The organism is Clostridium muellerianum (genome assembly GCF_012926525.1).
Classification (GTDB): domain Bacteria; phylum Bacillota; class Clostridia; order Clostridiales; family Clostridiaceae; genus Clostridium_AM; species Clostridium_AM muellerianum.
This window is the reverse complement of the sequence record NZ_JABBNI010000011.1, coordinates 114,029-135,214: the sequence shown is the minus strand read 5'-3', so window position 1 is coordinate 135,214 and position 21,186 is coordinate 114,029. Positions and strand designations below refer to the sequence as shown.

General features: G+C 30.5%; 15 protein-coding genes and 1 pseudogene. All 16 read right to left on the bottom strand.

Annotation, left to right across the window (positions count from 1 at the left end; translation table 11 throughout):
* Positions 1 to 41 precede the first annotated feature (41 nt).
* Entirely contained in the window at positions 42 to 404 is a 363-nt protein-coding gene (locus HBE96_RS06205; protein WP_169296886.1) for a DUF1540 domain-containing protein, read from the bottom strand.
* A gap of 213 nt (positions 405 to 617) precedes the next feature.
* A complete protein-coding gene (locus HBE96_RS06200; RefSeq protein WP_169296885.1) occupies positions 618 to 1,628 on the bottom strand; it encodes an aldo/keto reductase in 1,011 nt (336 codons plus the stop codon).
* Between the two features lie 214 nt (positions 1,629 to 1,842).
* Positions 1,843 to 3,597 carry a pyruvate kinase gene (gene pyk, locus HBE96_RS06195; RefSeq protein WP_169296884.1) on the bottom strand — a complete coding sequence of 585 codons (1,755 nt, stop codon included), beginning with the start codon at positions 3,595 to 3,597 and terminating at the stop codon, positions 1,843 to 1,845.
* A gap of 46 nt (positions 3,598 to 3,643) precedes the next feature.
* Positions 3,644 to 4,603 (bottom strand): 6-phosphofructokinase, encoded by a 960-nt coding sequence (pfkA, locus tag HBE96_RS06190; RefSeq protein ID WP_169296883.1) that lies wholly within the window; start codon positions 4,601 to 4,603, stop codon positions 3,644 to 3,646.
* Positions 4,604 to 4,873: 270 nt separating this feature from the next.
* Positions 4,874 to 8,416 (bottom strand): DNA polymerase III subunit alpha, encoded by a 3,543-nt coding sequence (locus HBE96_RS06185; RefSeq protein ID WP_425350705.1) that lies wholly within the window; start codon positions 8,414 to 8,416, stop codon positions 4,874 to 4,876.
* A 187-nt stretch (positions 8,417 to 8,603) separates the two neighbouring features.
* Entirely contained in the window at positions 8,604 to 8,894 is a 291-nt protein-coding gene (locus HBE96_RS06180; RefSeq protein ID WP_169296882.1) for a Dabb family protein, read from the bottom strand.
* Positions 8,895 to 8,930: 36 nt separating this feature from the next.
* A pseudogene (locus tag HBE96_RS06175) lies at positions 8,931 to 10,144 on the bottom strand (DRTGG domain-containing protein).
* A gap of 9 nt (positions 10,145 to 10,153) precedes the next feature.
* Positions 10,154 to 11,107 (bottom strand): DNA-binding protein WhiA, encoded by a 954-nt coding sequence (gene whiA / locus HBE96_RS06170; RefSeq protein WP_169296881.1) that lies wholly within the window; start codon positions 11,105 to 11,107, stop codon positions 10,154 to 10,156.
* A gap of 10 nt (positions 11,108 to 11,117) precedes the next feature.
* Complete coding sequence (locus tag HBE96_RS06165) at positions 11,118 to 12,452, bottom strand: gluconeogenesis factor YvcK family protein (RefSeq protein ID WP_169296880.1); 1,335 nt, start codon at positions 12,450 to 12,452, stop codon at positions 11,118 to 11,120.
* Positions 12,449 to 13,333: an RNase adapter RapZ gene (gene rapZ / locus HBE96_RS06160; RefSeq protein WP_169296879.1), complete on the bottom strand. Its 885-nt coding sequence runs from the start codon at positions 13,331 to 13,333 to the stop codon at positions 12,449 to 12,451. The genes HBE96_RS06165 and rapZ overlap by 4 nt, the downstream gene beginning before the upstream one ends.
* 196 nt (positions 13,334 to 13,529) lie before the next feature.
* Positions 13,530 to 14,444, bottom strand: coding sequence for a UDP-N-acetylmuramate dehydrogenase (gene murB / locus HBE96_RS06155; RefSeq protein ID WP_169296878.1), 915 nt, complete (start codon positions 14,442 to 14,444; stop codon positions 13,530 to 13,532).
* Between the two features lie 108 nt (positions 14,445 to 14,552).
* A complete protein-coding gene (gene uvrC / locus HBE96_RS06150) occupies positions 14,553 to 16,421 on the bottom strand; it encodes an excinuclease ABC subunit UvrC (protein WP_169296877.1) in 1,869 nt (622 codons plus the stop codon).
* 57 nt (positions 16,422 to 16,478) lie between these two features.
* Complete coding sequence (locus HBE96_RS06145; protein ID WP_169296876.1) at positions 16,479 to 17,087, bottom strand: metal-dependent hydrolase; 609 nt, start codon at positions 17,085 to 17,087, stop codon at positions 16,479 to 16,481.
* A gap of 512 nt (positions 17,088 to 17,599) precedes the next feature.
* Positions 17,600 to 18,496, bottom strand: coding sequence for an OB-fold nucleic acid binding domain-containing protein (locus HBE96_RS06140; RefSeq protein ID WP_169296875.1), 897 nt, complete (start codon positions 18,494 to 18,496; stop codon positions 17,600 to 17,602).
* Positions 18,497 to 18,517: 21 nt separating this feature from the next.
* Positions 18,518 to 19,945: a peptidoglycan D,D-transpeptidase FtsI family protein gene (locus HBE96_RS06135; protein ID WP_169296874.1), complete on the bottom strand. Its 1,428-nt coding sequence runs from the start codon at positions 19,943 to 19,945 to the stop codon at positions 18,518 to 18,520.
* Positions 19,946 to 19,948: 3 nt separating this feature from the next.
* Positions 19,949 to 21,151: an FtsW/RodA/SpoVE family cell cycle protein gene (locus tag HBE96_RS06130; RefSeq protein WP_169296873.1), complete on the bottom strand. Its 1,203-nt coding sequence runs from the start codon at positions 21,149 to 21,151 to the stop codon at positions 19,949 to 19,951.
* Positions 21,152 to 21,186: the final 35 nt, after the last annotated feature.

The following is a 21,186-nucleotide window of genomic DNA, read 5'->3' as shown; positions in this document are numbered from 1 at the left end:
TGTCTATTAAAAACAAAAATAAGCGGATAAATCCGCTTATTTTAATGTTCTTTAAAAGTTTCACATTGAGTTCCTCCACTACTTCTTGCATCTGGACCATATACTTGAACATTACTTGCACTACACAACCTATCTGCATTATAAACACAATTTTCCGCTTCACATTTTATTTCTGGACTCATTTCTATAGAGTCTCTGCTAAATATTTGTTTGAACTCTCCAACTAAATTCATATTTGTAAAATTAGACATAGCATTCATAAAACCTCTTTGCATAAAAGTTTCACATTCAGTTCCTTTACTACTATGAATTTCTGATCCTACTACATGTATATTATTAGCACTACAAAGACCATTTATATTATTTACACATTTTCCTGCGCTGCAGCTTAATTTTCCGCTCATGAAAATCCCTCCAAATTATTAATAATTTATATTATATAGTTTCTTAACTTTGAGGAATTTTATACCTAAAAAAAGTGCACCTTTTAAATAAAAGGTGCTAGAAATAGAATCAGTTGTCTCTTATTTCCCTATCATGTTATTTTAACCACAAATCATTTTATTATACATTATTTTCATATAAATTTTCAAGCAAAACTTTTATAAAAACTTATTTTATTTTCCAAATGTCTTCTTTACACCCTTCAGCATTCTTCTTATTGGTAAGTTATATGGACACTTGGCTTCACAACTTCCACATTCTATGCAATCTTTTGCTGTAACTTTCAAAGCTTCATATCTATCCTCAGCCCAGTTTTGCAAATCATACCTTTCTTTATATCCCTGTAATAAAAATATACCTGGTATATCTATTCCTTGAGTACAAGGACCGCAGTAACCACAGCGTCTACAAAATTCAGTGCCTAACTCTTCTGATATTTTTTTCGCCTCTAGTTCTTCTGACTCTGTTAATTTAATCTCATTTGAAGCAACTTTTGCATTTTCTTCTACTTCTTCTATTGTACCCATTCCTGGTATAGCACAAGTTACATTTTCATTTTGTAATATATACTTTAATGCTAATGTACCATTTTTAATAGCTCCACCAGCCATAGGTTTCATAGCTATTACCCCTATATTCAATTCCTTTGCCCTTTTAAAAATTTCTTCTCCTTGATCTTCTACTATATTATATGGATACATTATAGTTTCAAACTTTCCACTTTCAATAGCAATTTTTAAAATATCAATACTATGAGAAGTTATTCCTATATGCTTTACTTTCCCCTGTTCCTTTAATTCCAATAAAGCTGCATAAGCTCCATCTTTATCTAAAACCTTATTATATTCTTCTAAAGTTTTCACATTATGTAGTTGATAAAGATCTATATAATCAGTTTTTAAATTATTCAAGCTTTTATTTACATCATTAATCATAGTGTTTTTATCTCGTGCCATAGATTTTGTAGCAATAATCCATTTATCTCTTCTTCCTAATAAAGCCTCTCCTATATATTCTTCAGAGACAGAATATCCTCTAGCTGTATCTATAAAGTTTATTCCTTTTTCCTCTGCAGCTATTATAACCTTTTTGGAATTTTCTCCATCTATTCTTTGTATAGGGATTCCTCCAAAACCTATTACCGAGACTTTTAATCCTGAATTCACCAAATTTTTATAATTCATACCTTTGTCTCCTTAATTAATTTAGTAACTTTATTTAATGGAAATTTTACTATTACATACATCGAATGTCAATAAAATTGAAGCTAAATTTAAAATAAAGGGCCTGATACACTAATTAATTAGTGTATCAGCCCTTTTATTACGTGTACATATTTATTTATATAAGGACTATTCAAAGCAATCTAAAAATTACTATTGCAATAGTCCCTTTGATTTACATTATATTAGTTCTTCCATTATAAACAATTCCTCTTATAACATCCATTGTTATAAAAGCTCCTGATTTTAATACTTCAGTTGCACCACCAGCGTTGCATATTATAGGTATTTCATTTGATATACATTCTATAGCAAGATGTGAAGTTAATCCGCCTTCTTCTCCTATTACACCTGCAACTCTATCAAGTATAGATATATATTCTCTATCTAAATTTTTTACAACGAGAATATCACCTTTTTCAATAATTTCATCTGCTTCTTTTACTGATTTAACTACTTTTACATTACCATATGCTGGTTTACTACCTGCACCTCTACCTTGAACTAATATATCTCCAACTATATGAACCTTAAGCATATTTGTTGTTCCTGAGTAGCTTACAGGTATACCTGCTGCTATTATAACCAAATCTCCCTTTTTGATATATCCAGTTTGTAGAGAAATTTCAACAGATTTTTCTATTAACTCATCTGTTGAATTCATTTTCTCTGCACAAATTGGAAATACACCCCAGTTTAAAGCTAACTTTCTAGCAACCTTACCACTTGGAGTTACAGCTATAATAGGGCTGGCTGTTCTATATTTAGAAACCATTCTTGCTGTGTATCCGCTTTGTGTAGCTGTTATTATAGCAGAAGCATTTAATTCTGATGCAGTAGTACATGTAGCCAAACTTATAGCATTAGCTACATTATAAATATGAGATTCTCTCTTTTTATTTAATATTTCTTTATAATTTAATATTGATTCAGCTTGCTGTGCTATTCTTGCCATTGTTTGAGCAGCTTCTACAGGCCACTTTCCATTTGCAGATTCTCCACTTAACATTACAGCATCAGTACCATCTAATATAGCATTAGCTACATCTGAAGCTTCTGCTCTTGTTGGTCTAGGGTTTCTTTCCATAGAATCTAGCATTTGTGTAGCTGTCACAACAAACTTACCTGCTTTATTACACTTTTCAATTATCATCTTTTGAACTGCTGGAACTTTTTCTATTGGAATTTCTGATCCCATATCTCCTCTAGCAACCATTATTCCATCTGAAAACTTGATTATCTCGTCAATATTATCAACGCCTTCTTGATTTTCTATTTTAGAGATTATTTGTATATCATGTCCACCAAATTGTTCTAATAACTTTCTTATAGCTAAAACGTCTGACGCCTTTCTTATAAAAGATGCAGCTACATAGTCAACACCTACTTCGCAGCCAAACTTCAGATCCTCAACATCCTTTTCTGTAAAAGAAGGAAGATTAGTTTTTACATTTGGTACATTTGCATTTTTTTTAGTACTTATCATTCCACTATTTCTTATAATACAATGTATATCAGTTCCTTTAACTTCTTGAACTTCCATACCAATTAAACCATCAGCCATTAATATCATATCTCCTGGTTTAACATCTTTGTATAATTCACGATAACTTAAATTACATCTTGTAGCATCTCCATCTACATCTTCACCACAAACTATAGTATAATTTGTGTTCTCAACTAATTCTACTTTTTCTGGAAAATACCCTGTTCTTATTTCAGGACCTTTAGTATCAAGTATTATTCCTATTTGCTTATCATATTTTTTTCTCAATTTTTTTACTAATTCAATTCTTTCTCCATGCTCTTTATGATCTCCATGAGAAAAATTATGTCTTGATGCACTCATTCCAGCTTCAATTAATTTTGATAAAACTTCCTCTGTATCACTTGCTGGTCCAATTGTAAAAATCATTTTAGTCTTTTGCATAGCTTACTCTCCTTAATATAATATAAATTTTGAATTACATATATTTTTAATATGATAATATTTTTGCTATATCATAAAGCTTCTCATCAAAATTTCTTGGGATTGCTAATGCTTCGTCTATATCCATATCTTTTATTTTTCCATCAATTACTCCGACTACCCTTGAAGATTTTCCCTCTGCTAATAATTCAACAGCTTTAAATCCCATTTTAGAAGCTAATACTCTATCTGAACAAGTAGGGCTTCCACCTCTTTGAATATGTCCAAGTTTAGTAGCTCTTGCTTCTATACCTGTAATTTCTTCTACTTTTTCCGCTAGCTGATCTGCTCCACCAATTCCTTCTGCAAGTATTATTAAATTATGCATTTTACCTCTTAATTTGCCTTCCAATATAGTTCTACACAATTCATCTTGCTTATATCCTTTTTCAGGAACAATTATGCTTTCAGCACCACCTGCAAGTCCTGCATAAAGTGCTATATCTCCGCAGTTTCTTCCCATAACTTCAACAATACTTACTCTTTCATGTGATGTTGATGTATCTCTTAACTTATTTATAGCATCTAAAACTGTGTTTACAGCAGTATCAAATCCTATAGTATATTCAGTATATGGCAAATCATTATCTATAGTACCTGGTATTCCCACTGTTGCTATACCTAACTTTGACAGTAACTGAGCACCATGGAAAGATCCATCTCCTCCTATTACTACTAATCCATCTATACCAAAAGTTTTTAATATATTTGCACCCTTTTTTCTACCCGCTTCTGTTTTAAATTCTTCACAACGAGCAGTTCTTAACATAGTCCCCCCACGTTGTATAATATCAGCTACACTATGTCTGTCCATTGGAAAAATTTCACCATTTATTAATCCGCTATAACCTCTTTGTATTCCCATTACCTTTAAACCTTTATCTAGGCCAGATCTTACCACTGCTCTTATGGCAGCATTCATTCCTGGTGCATCTCCACCACTTGTTAGTACAGCTATTGTTTTCATACTTAATACCTCCTATGACCACCGGGACATTTTGTGTCCCACGGACATTATACAATATTTATTATGTTCTTTATTATAAGTACTTTTTCATTATAACATATAATGGTTTAATTTTCATTATTATATACTATTAATTTTAATCGAAACCTATAAAATATTCAACAATTTATATGAATATATACTATATTTTTTAAACATATAGAGAGAGGTATATTATACTTTCTCTCTATATATTTTGTTTATTGTTTAAAAAATATACTTGACACTTTTTTAAATTAATTTAATATTTTGGTCACCAAATTTTTTTCTCAAATTCGATAATAATTCTATGTCATTTTTTACCCAAAGATCCTTATCTATTCTAAATTTTTTTCTTTCCTTCTTCGTACAGAAATAAACAGGAGTATTTCCTTTGAATTCTAAAAACAGCGGCCTGGTTTCTTCCATCACAATTTTTAAACTATTTTCATCTTCTATTTGTATATACAATTTTTCAGTATTTTCTTTTATCAACGGTTCTAAGCTTTCACATAGTATTTTAGGCTGTTCTTCCTCTCTTACACTTACTCTTCCTTTTACTAGTACTATACTATCTTCATCTACCAAACTTCTATACTTTTGAAACACCTTTGGAAATACTATAGTTTCTATTACTCCATATAAATCTTCTACTTTTATAAAAGCCATCATATCATTATTTCTAGTTATCTTTTTTACTACTGATGATATAATGCCTCCTATAATTACTTTGTCTCCATCTTTTAACTTAGACTGCTGAACTATTTCGTCTTCTAAGGATTCATCGCCTATTATATCTGATGTTTTAGCACTAGTTTTGAAATCTAAGGTTTTCTCATACTCCTCCAAAGGATGTCCGGATAAATAAAGCCCTGTCATTTCCTTTTCCATAGCTAAAATATGCCTTTTTTCAAATTCCTTTATTTCTGGATACTGTATATTAACATCTATCTTTTTAAAATCTGTAAAAAGGCTTAATTGTCCATCTATATTTTTTTTCCTAGAATTACTTACACCATCTAGTACCTTTTCATAAACTGCAAGTAATTTTGACCTATATACATTAAGACAATCAAAAGCTCCTGATTTTATAAGGCTTTCTACTACTCTTTTATTTATGCATGAAACGTCTATTTTATTACAAAAGTCAACTAAACTTGAAAATGTACCTTTACTTTCTCTTGATTTTACTATACTATCTATTACATTTTCTCCTACGTTTTTAATAGCAGAAAGTCCAAATATTATTTTATCACCTTTAACTGCAAATTTAGCATAACTCTCATTTATATTTGGAGTTAAAACCTGAATTCCTATTTTATCTGCAAATCTAGTATAATAAGCAACCTTGTCATTGTCACCTTTCACACTATTCAGCATAGCCGCAATATATTCAGTAGGATAATAATATATCATGTATGCAGTTTGAAATGCCACTACTGCATACGAAGCAGCATGACTCTTATTAAATGCGTAACTTGCAAAATCCATCATAGAATCAAATATTTTATTGGCAGCATTTTCAGATATCCCATTTTTTATACATCCTGGAACCTTTTCTTCTCCATCTTCAGTTACTATACCATGTATAAAATTGTGTCTTTCCTCTTCCATTACATGGTATTTTTTCTTAGACATGGCACGTCTTACTAAATCACTTCTTCCCATAGAATACCCAGCAAGTTTTCTAACTATTTCCATAACCTGTTCCTGATATACCATACATCCATAAGTTACACCTAATATAGATTCTAGTTCAGGCGTTAAATACTCAATACCTTCAGGGTTATTTTTATTACTAATATATTTAGGTATTTCTGCCATAGGACCTGGTCTATACAAACTAATACCAGCTATGATGTCTTCAAGAGAATCAGGTCTTAGTTCTTTCATGAATGATGTCATTCCTGCAGATTCTAACTGAAATATGCCTACAGTTTTGCCTTCTCCTATCATCTTATATATATTTTTGTCATCATAATCTATTTTATCTAAATCTACTAGGATTCCTTTATTATCCTTGACCATATTTACTGTATCTCTAAGTACTGTAAGTGTTCTTAGACCAAGGAAGTCCATTTTTAAAAGTCCGAGTTCTTCTAATGTACCCATAGTAAATTGAGTTACTATATTGTCTTCATTTTTCTGCAAAGGAACATAATTAACTAATGGTTGAGAAGCTATAACTACACCTGCCGCATGAGTAGAAGTATGCCTTGGAAGTCCTTCTAAAGCTTTAGCTATATCTATTAATGCTTTAGTTCTTTCTTCATTCTCATAAGCTTCCTTTAATTCAGCACTTAATTCCAACGCCTTATTTATAGTTATATTTAACACTGTAGGTACCATTTTAGCTATTCTATCTACTTCTATATATGGATAATTCATAGCTCTTCCAACGTCCCTTATACATGCTCTAGGAGCCATAGTTCCGAAGGTTACAATTTGAGAAACACTATTTTCTCCATACTTTTTCACAACATAGTCTATTACCTCTCCTCGCCTTTCATAGCAAAAATCTGAGTCTATATCAGGCATAGACACACGTTCAGGATTTAAAAATCTTTCAAATAATAAACTATATTTAATTGGATCTATTTTAGTTATTCCTAGGGTATATGCAATTATAGATCCTGCTGCAGACCCTCTTCCGGGACCTGTCATTATTCCATTTTCCACAGAAAAGTTAATAAAATCCCATACGATAAGAAAGTAATCCACATATCCCATCTGCTTTATAATAGAAAGCTCATATTCTAGCCTTTCTACAAGTTTTTTAGCTTCCTCGTCATCATTTGCTAGTTTATTTATGCTTTCTATATTAAACTGAGTTTCTTTTAATCCTTCAAATGCTTCATATCTTTGTATCAATCCTTTGTAACATAGATCCCTTAAATATCCATAAGGCTCTACACCTTCTGGCAGCGGAAATTTAGGTAGCTTAGACTTATGAAATTCATAGTCAAAATTACACTGCTCCGCTATTTTTACTGTATTTTCTAGAGCTTCAGGAACCCTAGAAAATATCTTGTACATTTCTTCTGGAGATTTCAAGTAAAATTCATCTGAAGGATATCTCATTCTATCTTGTTCGTCTACAACTTTTCCTGTCTGTATACACAATAATACATCATGGGCTTTATAATCTTCTTTTTTTATATAATGCACGTCATTTGTAGCAACTAATGGAATATCTAATTCTTTGGACATTTTTATTAGTTCTTCATTAACCTTTTCCTGTTCTTCCATACCATGATATTGAAGTTCAAGATAAAAACCGTCCTTAAATATATCTTTATATAAAAGAGCTATCTCTTTTGCTCTAATCAAATTGCCTTTTAAAATATAAGATTGAATCTCTCCTCCTAAGCAAGCACTTAGTGATATCAATCCTTCACTATGTTCTCTTAAATAATCATGATCTGTTCTAGGCTTATAATAAAACCCTTCTACAGAAGCCTTAGAAACTATTTTCATGAGATTTCTATATCCTGTTTCATTCTTTACAAGCAGCACAAGATGATAATTTTCATTTTCTTTATCATTTTGCTTTATGTGCATAGATTTTTCAGCAACATATACTTCACAACCTATTATAGGTTTTACCCCCTGTGCTTTAGCTTCTTTATAAAAATCAACACAACCATACATTACTCCGTGATCCGTTATAGCTATACTTTTCATCCCTAATTCTTTAGCTCTACTTATAAGTTCAGGAATCTTAGCTGAAGAATCTAAAAGAGAATATCCTGTATGTTGATGTAAACTTACCCATTCATATGCCCTGTCTTCCAACTCCCTCACCTTCTTCCTTTTCATCTTCTTAATTATCGTCAACCAATAAATAAATTATATCATTATAGGGAAAAGTGTAAAATAAATTATATATTAAATTTTTTATCACTTGATTAGATTTCAAATAATACATATATCATAAAAAAAGACTAAGTCCTGTTTAATGCAGGATTCAGTCCTATAAAGGCTATTCCTCAAAATCTATAGCCGCTGATGATTCTAACATTGGTTTTAAATTTGCCAATACTTCATTTACATGGAAAGGATGTACTTGATACTCATCCATTTCTTTTTGAGAATTAAACTTTGTAATAATTCCAACATCAAATGATCTAGCTGAATGCACTACGTCCTTTCCCACAGTTAGCTCTTTAAGCTGAGGTATTTTTCCCTCCATAGCTTTTAAAATGTCTTTAGCCTTTTCTACATTTTCTGGACTTTTGTCCTTTAATCTAAAAAATACTATGTGCGTAAACATTAATACATACCCCCTTATTTAATGACAAAAGTTTATTTATCTTCTTAATATCCTTGCAGATAAAAATGTTTTTGCTATAATTTCTTTTTTACTATCATATACTTCTATTTCAACCTTACAAAAATTTCTTCCTGTATCTATTATTTGTGTATATATTTGTATTTTACTATCTATCTGTACAGGTTTCATAAAATAGGTGTTTATACTGTCAACTAAAACATTTATATTACTTTTTTGCCTTAATGTCATAATACCCATAGTAGATACTAACATATTTAAAGAACTCCACGAAGCAGTTCCTATAGGATCTAACATTTCAGGAGTTACTTTTCCTAAAAAGTATGCTTTATCATTGTCACACTTGAATTCAAAATTCTTAAGCACTAGATCCTCCAATGTTTCCGCTACTTGAGGCTGTCTATCCATGTATTGAAGAGCTTTAATAACATCTCTTCTAGTTATTACACCAATTAAAGCCTTGCCCTTAACTACTGGAAACATTTCAATACCTTCCCAGGCCATTACATGGGCTGCATATGCTACCGTAGTCTTCGGAGTAACTGTTATAGGTTCCTTATGCATTATCTTACCTACAAGTTCACATTCATCACTATTAGATAACTCTTTTAATGTCACTATACCTATTAGCTTTCCGTCTTCATCCACCACAGGATATCTTCAACTAAAACTATATCCTTTTTTATAAGATTTTCAGATATAGCTTTATTAATCATACTAGCTACAGTAAATGTATCGTAAGTAGTAGATATTATAGGAAGGCATCTTTCATTAGCTAACTTTTTTATTTTATCACTGCATGTAAATCCTCCTGTTATAAGCACTCCACAGTGATTCATCAATGCTAATTCCTGAGCTTCTTCTCTATTACCTACTATAAGAAGGCAATCTGCTATTAAATATTTCTCCATAGCATCAATGGTCATAGCCCCTATAACAAACCTATGCAGGGTTTTATACACACCATCTTTTCCCCCTAATAGTGTCCCATCAACAATATTTATTACTTCACCATATGTTAGCATTTCAATATTTTTTTTCTCTACTTTTTCTATTCGTACAGTTCCAACTCTAGGTATAGTAGTTACTATACCTAGAGCATCAGAATCTTTTATTGCTCTGTATGCAGTTCCGTCACTAACTCCTAAATCACTAGCTATACTTCTAACAGAAATCTTAGTCCCAACCTCAAGTGAAAGTATATACTTAATTATATCTTCATGCTTTGACATGCCCCCAGCCTACCTTCCTTCTTTTCTAACTTCCTCTGCTATTTTTTCTATTCTTCTAAGCCTATGATTAACTCCTGACTTACCTACAGGTGGATTTAGCATTTCTCCTAATTCCTTTAGAGATTCATCAGGATAACTTAATCTAAGTTCTGCAATTTCTCTCAAATTTTTAGGAAGCCTAGCAAGACCAATTTCTTTCTGAATGATTTTTATACTTTCAACTTGTCTTACTGCTGCATTTACAGTTTTACTTAAATTAGCAGTTTCACAGTTAACAAGCCTATTTACATTGTTTCTCATCTCTTTCATTATTCTTACATTTTCTAATTCTAAAAGTGAAGAGTGCGCACTTATTATATTTAATAAATCTACTATTTGTTCTCCTTCTTTAATATAAACTATAAAACTGCTTTTTCTCTGTATTACTTTTGAATTTAATCCATACTTATTTATAAGCAAACTTAAATCCTCTGCGTATTCATTATCATGAGTGACAAATTCTAAATGGTAAGTTTTTTCAGGATTGCTTATGCTTCCACCACCCAAAAAAGCTCCCCTAATATAAGCTCTTTTACAATTTTCACTTTCTAAAATATTTTTAGGTATACTATAATCTAATGAAAATACATTTTCATTTTCCTTTAATAACCCTACTTCTTTTAAAAGATCTTTTACACCCATTTCTTCCGTAATTAAAATCATATATACATTATTCTTTTTTAAAGAATTACTTTTCTTTACCATTATTTTTGTATGAATATTGAAATGATCCTTTAATAACTTAAATACAAACCTAGCAATAGCTGGATTTTCAGTGGTAACCTTAAAACTAAATTGTTTGTTTCCTCCAAGTAATACTGTGCCACTGACTTTCATTATTGCAGATAGCTCTGCTATTGATTCTTCTTTACTCATTTCTACATATCTACAAACTTCATTTTTTACCTTCAGTGAAAATGACATCTTTATTCTCCTATTTATTCTTATTTTGTTTTAATCTTTCTGATAAATAGAAATACTCAATAATCTTTCTTCTATCGAATAGAAGTTTTTTCTCCATAATAGTTTCTATTAGTATTGAAGCAAGTTTTTCAGAATTATGTCTTATAAGTCCATTTTTGATTCTTATAAAGTCACCTTCTATAACATTTACATTTAATTTTTTTAGTTCATCAACATTATCTATTTTAACTAAATGTGAAGTTTCTTCTTTATACTTGCCTTCCAATTCATCGTCTATTTTACCTATGTTTATAACAACATAATCTATTATTCCATTACCTGCATGCTTAAATATGGCCTTTATATGATCCTCTACACCAAAGCCATCTGTTTCTCCTCGCTGCGTCATTATATTTGATACATACAATTTTATAGCATTAGTTTTTTTAACAGCTTCAGCTATATCCTTAACTAGAAGATTAGGAATAACACTGGTATAAAGACTTCCTGGTCCAAGTATTATTGCATCTGCTTCCATTATAGCATCTATAGCTTCTTTAAGTGGTTTTGCATTTTTAGGTTCTATAAATATTTTATCAATAGATGTATTTTGCTTTATAGCTTCATCAGGAATATTAGATTCACCTGCCACAATAGCTCCATTTTTTAGTTTTGCTTTTAAGATTACATTATCCAAAGTAACTGGCATAACCTTTCCTGTTACAGCGAGAACAGAACTCATTTTATGAACAGCTTCTTCAAAATTACTGGATATCCCATCCATAGCCGCTAAAAATAAGTTACCGAAGCTCTGATTTTTTAATCTTCCATCTTTAAATCTATATTGAAGCAAATCTTCCATTAATGGCTCAGTATCTGCCAATGCAAGAATGCAGTTTCTTATATCACCTGGAGGGAGCATCCCAAGATCCTCTCTTAAGTCCCCAGATCCTCCTCCATCATCTGCTACTGTAACTATAGCTGTTATGTTAGAAGTATAATATTTTAAACCCCTAAGCATAGTTGATAATCCTGTTCCTCCACCTATAACTACAACTTTAGGTCCTTTTACTAAAAGTCTTTTTTCATATATAAGATTCTCAAGTTTTCTAGAATCTATTGATACATTCAGATATCCCTTATTTATTAGTGCAATTATTGAACGCATTCCCTGCATTATAGATACATATAAAACAAATACTCCTGATGCAATTAAAAATAAATAAAAGGATATATAATAAATACTATAAAGCCTTCTATTTACAAATTCTAGTACACCAAATACAATAAACAATATTCCCATACTGCCAAGCATAACCCATCTCTTAACTTTTATACCAGGCCTAAGCCAATCTACTATTTTCATAGCTTTTTACCACCTTTGTTAACATCTTCTTCTATATCTCTATGATCTATGTTAACCTTGTGTCCATCCTTTTTTAATTTTTCGTAAATAGAATTAGCAATAGTCACAGATCTATGTCGCCCACCTGTGCATCCAATAGATACTATTAGCTGTCTTTTACCTTCTTTTAAATAATTTGGAATTAAAAACTCCAATATATCTTCCAACTTATCTATAAACTGTTGGGTTTCCTTAAAATTCATAACATAGTCACTAACCATCTTATCATTACCTGAATATTTTTTTAGTTCTGGTATGTAATATGGATTTGGTAAAAATCTTACATCAAACACTAAATCAGAATCCACCGGTATGCCATATTTAAAGCCAAAAGAAAGTACTGTTATCATAAGTTGAGTTTCTAATTGACCTTCCTCTGCATATATCTCTGTAATTTTTTCTCTAAGTTCTCTTGTGGCAAGTTTTGAAGTATCAATAATATTATCTGCTCTATCTTTTACTTCTCTTAGCTTATTTCTCTCCATTAATATACCATTTAGTATTCTGCCATCTGGAGCCAAAGGATGCTTTCTTCTAGACTCCTTAAATCTTTTTATTAATACTTCATCAGAAGCATCTAAAAATAAAATCTCATATTTATATCCTTGATCTCTTAAAAGCTTTAGGCTTTCAAACAAATCATCAAAAAATTTTCCACCTCTTATATCTATAACTAAAGCTATTCTGTCTATTTTACCATCAGTTTGATAACAAGCTTCTGCAAACTTAGGTATTAGCGTAGGTGGAAGATTATCTACACAAAAATATCCCAAGTCTTCCAAGTTCCTTATAGCTTGAGTTTTACCTGCACCTGATAGTCCTGTTACTATAACAAATCTCATAGCTAAACCTCCAATAAGTAGTAAATTACGTAAGTTGTTAAAATTTAATCCCTATTTAAGTGAATTTTTACTTTATAATTATAACACAACAATTTTGAAGAAGGAATAGAATATAAAATGGAGAATTTAACATAGACTTTACTGCTAAATTCTCCATTCTTTATACTATAATTTTAAAAACTAAATACTGTTTTTACTATTCTTCCCCCAATATTCTAACTTCAGTTAAAAGCTCTACATCAAAATTTTCTTTAACTTTTTGCTGAACAACAGATATTAAATCTAAAATATCTTTTGCTGTAGCATTTCCCTTATTTATTATAAACCCTGAATGCTTTTTAGATACTTCTGCATCACCAACACTTACTCCTTTTAACCCACTGTCCTCTATAAGTTTTGCAGCAAAATAACCTTCTGGTCTCTTAAATGTACTACCTGCTGAAGCATATTCTAATGGTTGTTTCTCGCTTCTTCTCCTATTTAAGTCATCTATTCTATCCTTTATTTTACTACAATCACCTTTATCAAGCTTAAGGGTTACTTCAAGCACTGTATAACCATACTTTAATATAGAACTTCTTCTATATCCAAGTTCTAATGATTCTTTATCTAAATCTCTTATGTTTCCATCCTGATCTATAATTTTAGCACTCTCTATTACATTTACAATTTCGCCATTATATGCACCAGCATTCATGGCAGCTGCACCACCAATACTTCCTGGAATACCGCATGCAAATTCAAAACCTGTTAAACAATTTTCCATAGCAACTTCTGATACTTCCTTTAAGGTTACGCCGCTCTGAACAATTATTCTATCATCTTTTACTTTTATTGCATCTAACTTACAAAGTTTAATAACTATGCCCCTTATTCCACCATCTTTTACTAATAAATTTGATCCATTACCTACTATATAATAAGGTATTCCTTCTTCCTTACAAAAGCCTACAACATCTGTAACCTGTTTAAAGCTTTCAGGGGTAACAAGTATATCTACTGGTCCTCCAACCTTAAAAGATGTATGATTTTTCATAGGTTCATCTATTTTTATATCTCTTGGATCTAATATTTTAGCTAACTTTGTACTAAAATTTTTAAATTTATTCATTACATATTCTCCTTGAAAATTAAAATTATGTATCATATCTAGTATAATGTATGTATTATGCTTAATCAAGATTTATCTGAAATAGCTTATAAGTTTTCTTTAAATACTCTACTTGCTATTATTTTTAAAATACTCTATGATACTTTCTGCTGCCTTCCTATCAATAGAAGGCACATTTATAAGTTCTGAATATTTTGCAGTTTTTATATTTTCTATACTTCCAAAACTCTTTAAAAGTTCCTTTCTTCTCTTTTCTCCTACATTTGGTATATCCTCCAGTATGGAGTGAAGAATTCTTTTATTCCTTAAACTTCTGTGATAAGTTATAGCAAATCTATGAACTTCATCCTGTATTCTAGTAATAAGTTTCATAACATTAGAATGTGAATCTATTAAAATTTCTTCGTTATTGTATATAAGTCCTCTTGTATTATGCTTATCATCCTTAACCATGCCGCAAACAGGTATATGTATATTAAAACTTTTTAAGACTTCTAGTGCAATATTAACTTGACCCTTTCCTCCATCCATAAGAATTAAATCAGGAAATATACAAAACCTTCCCGCACTTAATTCTAATTTAGTTTTTTGTATCTTCTCTATTTCATCTAAACCGTGCTGAAATCTTCTGCTTAAAATTTCACGCATGCTTTCATAATCATTAGCACCTTTTACTGTGTTTATTTTAAATCTTCTATAATCACTATTTTTAGGTCTTCCTTCTTCAAAGACTACCATAGTACCTACTGAATCTACCCCTTGAATATTTGATATATCATAAGCTTCTATTCTATGAGCTGCACTATCTAATTCCAGTATATTAGATAAATCTTTTAATGACTCATCATACAATTTTCTATCCTGAATAAATTTTAATTTAAAGTTTTCTAAAGTCATTTTTGCATTTTTTTGTACTAAATTCAAGGTATCTTTCTTGCTTCCTTTTTGAGGAATCTTTATACTTGCTTTAGATCCCTTTTTTATTGCCAACCACTGCTCTAACAACATTTGATCTTCCACCTCAGGAACATACAATGTTTTAGGTATGTATGCAGTTCCGCCATAAAATCCTTTTATAAAATCAGCTATTATTTCCTTACTATTAGTACCTTCCGTACTTTCTATAATAAAATGTTCTCTCCCTGTTATCTTACCATTTCTCAAAAAAAACACCTGAATACAGCTGTCTTTTTCATCACTATAAACATTAATAAAATCTTCATCTTCAAAGTTTCCAGTTATTATTTTTTGTTTCTCTGTAATTTTATTTACAGCCATAATTTTATCTCTTAATGCTGCTGCCTTTTCAAACTCTAAATTTTCAGAAGCTTTTTCCATGTCATTTCTTAATGAACTTATTATAAACTTATCCTTACCCGATAATAATTCTATGACATCAGAAACCATTTTATTATATTCATATTTTGTTATATTCCCACCACAAGGTGCCTTACATAAACCTATATGATAATTTAGACAAGGTCTTACTTTTTCGCTGTTCTCTTTTATCAACTTTCTACAGGTCCTTATTGGAAATACTTTCTTCAAAAGTTCTATAGTTTCATAAACTGCTGAAGAATCTGTATATGGACCAAAATACTTTCCACCATCCTTAGCCAAAATCCTAGTTACAAATATTCTTGGAAAATCTTCATTGGTAGTAATTTTTATAAAAGGATAATGCTTATCATCTTTTAATAATATATTATATCTTGGTGTATACTTTTTTATTAGATTGCATTCTAAAATTAAAGCTTCCATTTCAGAATCTGTTACTATATATTCAAATTCAGCAATATTTTTTACCATTGCCTTCACTTTTTCAGAATGGCTTCGTGAATTTTGAAAATACTGCTTTACTCTATTTTTCAATACTTTAGCCTTACCGACATAAATTATTTCACCTAAGTTATTTTTCATTAAATAAACCCCTGGCTTATCAGGTAAAACCTTCAAATGATATTCAAAGTCAAACACATGATCACTCCTAAAATATCTGAATATTATTTAACCAATGCATATTTTTACTAAACATTACTTTGCAAAAATTTGAGGAAGCTTGTATATTATAAATAAAAGTCCAAATACCATAAGTAATTCTTCTATAGAATTACCTATTTTTGAATTAGTTTTATACGTAATAGGCAATTTCACTTTTTTGTTTTTAAAAGGATATAAGAGAGGAACCCCTCTATTAGTTGCCATATCACATAATAAATGCATCCCATAACCTATCATGAAATAATATACCAGATAATGTATGTTATACATATTTCCTATATATCCCACTATAAAAGAAAATATAATCATGCCTGAAAGACTATGGGTTAATCCATTTCTATGGGATGATATGGCTATCATCATAAAAGAAACTCCTAATGCCTTAAATGCAGGTTGTTTTGCATACAAATAATCATACCATAAAATTATTATACCCAAACACATATATAAAGTAACCTTTGTAGCTTTATTTCTAAACGGCAATATATACTTATTTATAATACTTTTAGGATGATCAATATCCGGCAAAACTGATGCCAAAATAACTACCATCATACCAATATAATTAAATTTTCCTGGCAAATTATTATAAACTGATAAAAAAGTAACTATTCCAAGGCCTGCATGAGTTTTTCCTTTCATATTTTCTCCTTTTTATACCATAAAAAAACAATTCAGTTTGTATTTTTATGGCAATTTTAAATAACCCTATTATTGACTATATTATATCATTAAAATAATAATAATTTTACTTTTTACAACAAAATTTCCCGGGAAAATATAAAACTTAAAAATTTATGTAAGATATTGCTATTTATGGTGACAGATTGTTGCTACACATGTCATTTATAATTCATTTTCAAACAATATTTATATTATAAATTTAGCGAATTTCTTTTTTAACATAACTATAAAGTAAATAGAAATATAAAAGCTATGAAATATAGGTTTAACACCTTGAGGCATCTGAAATAAAATAACAAGTCCATATGCTAGTCTATTTTTTATAACACTACGTTCACAGAACCCTTAGATAGCACAACTATCTGCGGAACCTGTCTCCTTGTCTTACAAAAATATCCGTCACATATTGGACTTGTTATTTTATTTCAGATGCCTAATTTCATAGCTTTAGTTTTTCACTTAATGCCAATCTATATTTTATTTTCTACAGCATTTACAATTTGGCTATCTACTATATCAGCTACATTTAACAATATATCTTCTACGCCCTTAGTTTCAAATTTTCCAAACTCACCATGATGTGAAAGTATAGAATAGCATATATCATCTAACTCTTCTTCTGAAAGAACATTTCCTACTTCTTTATTTATTTCTGATATATATGCTGCCCCCATTATTATATGATCCAATTTTATAGGCTTCCTTTTTATTACACCATCGTACTGATATTCTTTTATTTTCATAACATCATGCACTACTGCTTTTAATATAAGTCTGTCTTTATTTATCACACTACTTGCATTCATATAAAATGGATTATCTATATAATTACTCAATATACTTTCCATAGTTTTCATGACACCTACAGTATGTATAAAAAGTCCTCCCCTCTTATTACCATGAAATTTTTCCGCTGCAACACAATTTAAAAATGCATTCCATCTTTCCTCACTATATCCTAGTGCGCCTGTAGCCGCCACAGCTATCTTTTTATACCTATCCTCTAATTTATTTATAGTTTCAATAAAATATTCAATAAGTTCTTTAGGAACATCATAATACGGTACAAAATCTGAATAATTTACATCTTTCTGAACTACCTGTATTACAGGATTTTTTATTTGCATATTTCCATTAAAACTTCCTGCAAATCCCTTTACATGTACAATGCTCCCCTCTTCCATTGAATTCATTAATCTATCATAGTTATCCCATACTGGAAAAGATATAGAGCCTGTGTTATCTTGCATTATCATAATAATATAAGGGCTTCCGTCCTTTTTATATCCTGTTCTTTTATCATTTACCATTGCTAGAACTTCAATGACATCTCCATTACTGGCTTTATTAATATCTTCAATTTTCAAATTAAGCACCACCTTTATTTTCTACTTTTTTAAAGCTGTTCTCATTACTTCTGATGCTATACTAGCTGCTGCCTTACCTCCTTGTCCTCCATTCTCCACAATTACTGCTACTGCTACCTGTGGATCATCATAAGGAGCAAAACCTATAAACCATGAATGAGGTGGAGCATCCTTACCATTCTCTTGATGGTCAGCTGTTCCTGTTTTACCGCACACCTCCACTCCCTCAATAGAAGCATTTCCACCAGTTCCTTCTTCAACAACAGATTTCATAAAATCTCTCATAGTATTGGCAGTATTTGTAGAAATAATTTGACCTAATGATTCTGGCTGCACTGATTTAACAAGCTGTCCTTTACTTGTTACCACTTCTTTTACTAATTGAGGTTTCATCATTGTACCACCATTGGCTATAGTTGCTGAAACTAATGCCATTTGAAGTGGACTTGCTAAATCACTACTCTGCCCAATAGCACTTTGAGCAATACTTCCTTTTTCATACTTTTTTAAAGTAGGGAACTTACTCTGTTCTACTGGAATTCCATCTGCTGGTATATCCTTATTAAAGAAAAATTTTTCTGATGTTTCCTTTAATTTGTCATTTCCAAGTTCTAGTCCCAAAGTACCAAACACTACGTTACTTGAATGAACATAACCATTTTTAAAATCTATACTTCCAAATGTTTCACCTGCAAAATTATGAAGCGAATATTTATCACTTATTCTTAATTCTCCGTTATCTTCAAATGTCCTATTTCTAATGCCAGGCATATTCTCTAATGCACTTACAGCTGTAACTGTTTTAAAGGTTGATCCCGGCGGATATAATCCTGTTGTAGCCCTGTTTAAAAGAGGCCTATTTTGATCAGTATTTACAGATTGCCATATTTCTTGTAAGTTATTAGGATTAAAAGATGGCTTTGAAACTATAGATAAAACCTCTCCTGTTTTAGGATTTAGTGCTACCACAGCACCCTTATTATCTCCTAAAAGCTCATAGGCTTTATTTTGAACATCATAATCTAAAGTAGTTTTTAAACTATCACCTATTTTTTCTTGTTCTTTACCTTTATTTTTTATTAAACTCTTAATATTATCTTCAATATCAGTATCCATTAATTCCTTATCATATTTTCTTTCTAAGCCTGTGATACCGTATTTTATATCTACATATCCTAATGCATGTGCAAATATTTCTCCACCTGTATATTCTCTTTTTTGAGTTTCTTGGTTAACCCTAGAACTTTTAGTAAGAGGCTTTCCATTTCTATCATAAATAGTTCCTCTTAAAACTTCATTTCTTTTAACCCACAGCCTTCTATTATATGAATTATTTACTATCTTAGGACCTTCAACCATTTCAAAATAAGTTATATAGGATATTAACCCTATAAAGCATATCAAAAAAATCATAAGAACCTTTTTTATGTTATTTGATATATCATTCATAATCTACCTACCCTCTTCTGATATCTTCTGAATTATACCTAAAGAAAAAAACGTAATAAGCATAGAACTTCCTCCATAACTTACAAGAGGTAATGTTATACCTGTAAGTGGAATAGCATTCATAACTCCCCCTACTATAACCAAAACTTGTGATGCAATCATAGCCGCATATCCTACTGCTAAAAGCCTTGAAAAATTATCTTCTTCATATACCGCAGCCCTCATACATCTGTAAAAAAGTAAGAAATACAATATTATTATAGCGAAACCTATAAGTATCCCTAACTCTTCACATAATGCTGCAAATATAAAATCTGTAGTATTAACTGGAACATATTCTGGATGTCCAAGTCCAAGTCCTGATCCTGTGAGTCCTCCTGATGCTATAGAAAACATAGACTGTACTACCTGATAACTCTTTGTTGTAGCATATGGCCAAGGATTCTGCCATATTAATACTCTTGTTCTTACATGATCAAAAAGCTTATAACTTGCTACAGCTCCTATTGAAGATAACGCAAAACATGCAATTACATACTTAAATTTAGATGTAGCTATATATAACATAGTTATTGATATTCCAAAAAATATAAGCGCAGATCCTAAGTCTCTTTGTAATACCATAAATCCTAAGCATAGCATTACTACTATTCCTGGCTCTATTAAATTTTTAAAATTTTTATATTCCTTTAAAGCAGATGCTAGATAGGCTACTAAAAATAGTTTACCAAATTCCGATGGTTGAAATCCATAGCTTCCTATGAAAATCCAGTTTTTAGAACCATTAACTTCCCTACCAAATAACGTAGCAACCCCCATAAAAACTATAGTAATTACTAAATATATATACTTATATTTACTAAAACTTTTTAAGTCTGGAAGTACAACAACTATCAATATAAAGCCTGTTACTCCTATAGCAAACCATATAATTTGCTTTATAGAACTAGCCATATTTAATCTATATATCATAACAATACCTATGACAGATAGTATGCTTGAAAATATAAAAATGTATTTATCTCCATCAGAAAAAAACTTTCTTATTATAAAATAAGAATATCCTATAAGCAAACATGTAACTACAGCCATAACCATAGCATTCCTATCTAGTGGTTGCTTAAGCACAGCCAAATTAGCAAAACACACCAAACACAAAAGGTATGTATATCTTAAAAGTTTTTTCTCATCTCTACTAGTATCCAAATTCACTCACCACCAATTTTAAATTAAAAATTTAA